Origin of the sequence: Eisenbergiella sp. OF01-20 (genome assembly GCF_003478085.1) — a bacterium.
GTDB lineage: Bacteria > Bacillota > Clostridia > Lachnospirales > Lachnospiraceae > Eisenbergiella.
In genome coordinates this window covers 211,126-212,839 of record NZ_QUES01000007.1, presented here as the reverse complement: position 1 = coordinate 212,839, position 1,714 = coordinate 211,126, and the positions used below count along the sequence as shown (strand labels likewise).

At 41.5% G+C, this 1,714-nt stretch carries 1 protein-coding gene; it reads left to right on the top strand.

Features of this window, described 5'->3' with window-relative positions; genetic code table 11:
* Positions 1–122 precede the first annotated feature (122 nt).
* Positions 123–1,511: an ISNCY family transposase gene (locus tag DXA36_RS11680; protein WP_118679292.1), complete on the top strand. Its 1,389-nt coding sequence runs from the start codon at positions 123–125 to the stop codon at positions 1,509–1,511.
* Positions 1,512–1,714: the final 203 nt, after the last annotated feature.

Sequence of the window (1,714 nt, the reverse complement as noted above, 5' to 3'; positions counted from 1 at the left end):
TATGAACCATTTATGATAATGTCCTTATATACCCCAAGCGAAAATGTCCCAACTATGGTATACTAACTCCTGCTTATTTATTACGACAGGAGGAATTTATTATCAGAAAGGTTATACTTACAATGGATGAACTGAAGAAATATGAAGTGATCAAAGGCCTGGCTGATCACCCTCAGCCTAACAAAGAAAGAGCTGCACTTACACTGGGGTGCACAATCAGGCACATCAACCGTATGCTCGCCGGATACAAAACATATGGAAAAGTATACTTCGTACATGGAAACAAAGGACGTCAACCAGCCAATACCATTCAAAATGACGTAAAGATTACTATTATTGATCTTTACCGCAGTAAATACTATGATGCCAACTTTACACACTTTACAGAATTACTTGACAGGCACGAAGGTATTTCTCTGTCTGTCTCCTCAGTTTCTAAAATTTTAGAATCAGAATACATTCTCTCACCTAAGGTCACTCGTGCAAAACACAAACGTATCATAAAACATTTGAAGGATTTAAAGAAAGCTGCCAAAACACAAACGGAAGCTGATGCCATCCAAACCAATCTTGTAGCTGCCCAAGATGCCCATACCAGACGTCCCAGAGCCCCCTACTTTGGAGAACTGCTTCAGATGGATGCGACTTCATATGAATGGATTCCTGGTAGCATTTGGCACCTTCATCTTGCTATTGATGATGCCACTGGCAGAATTGTTGGTGCATGGTTCGATACACAGGAAACTCTGAATGGTTACTACCATGTATTCCAACAGATTTTGACCGATTACGGCATTCCTTATAAGTTCTTTACTGATCGCCGTACTGTGTTTACCTATAAAAAGAAAAATTCCCCATCTCTCGATGAGGATACCTATACACAGTTTGCCTATGCCTGCCACCAGCTTGGTGTTGAATTAGAATCCAGCAGTATTCCACAGGCAAAAGGCCGTGTAGAACGTTTCAATCAAACTTTACAGTCGAGACTCCCAATTGAGTTAAGACTCGCGGGAATCACGACCATAGAAGCTGCTAACGAATTCCTCAACCTCCAAGTAAAAGAATTCAATGCGAAGTTTTCACTTCCTTTCAATACTATCAAATCTGTGTTTGAAGAGCAACCCTCAAACGAAAAAATAAATCTTACACTGGCAACTTTGTGTGAAAGAACTGTCGATACCGGACACTGTCTCAGACACAGTAACAGCTACTATAAGATGCTTGATAAGAACGGTCTGCAGGTACATTACCGGAAAGGAACCAGGACCATGTTTATCCAGGCTTTTGATGGCAAAAAGTATTGTTGTGTCAATGATGCCGATATCTATGCATTGGAAGCTATTCCTGAACACGAAGCCAAATCCAAAAATTTAGATTTAGACTACAAAGAGCCAAAACCGAAAAAGAAATACATTCCTCCAATGAATCATCCCTGGCGAAAATCTATCTTTCATAAGTTCGTCCAAAAACAGGAACACCATTGGGACGACGAAGAAAAAGCATCTGCATAATAATCGAAGCGGAATCGTTGTCAAGTGAACCGTGGAATAATGGGGCAAAGTCCCTTTATACCGGGAAAGTTATTGACAAAAGATTCACGGATTACCCTCATGACCAGGAAAGGAACTTTGTTCCTTTCCCTGCCTTCCCGGCGAGGGTTAATGGGTCAAGGGACTAGTCCCCTGCAGGTACATAGGGCAGAGCCCTATGCCCC

Coding starts and splice junctions, on each gene's coding strand:
- DXA36_RS11680 (WP_118679292.1), top strand. CDS start 123: ATGGATGAACTGAAGAAATATGAAGTGATCAAAGGCCTGGCTGATCAC.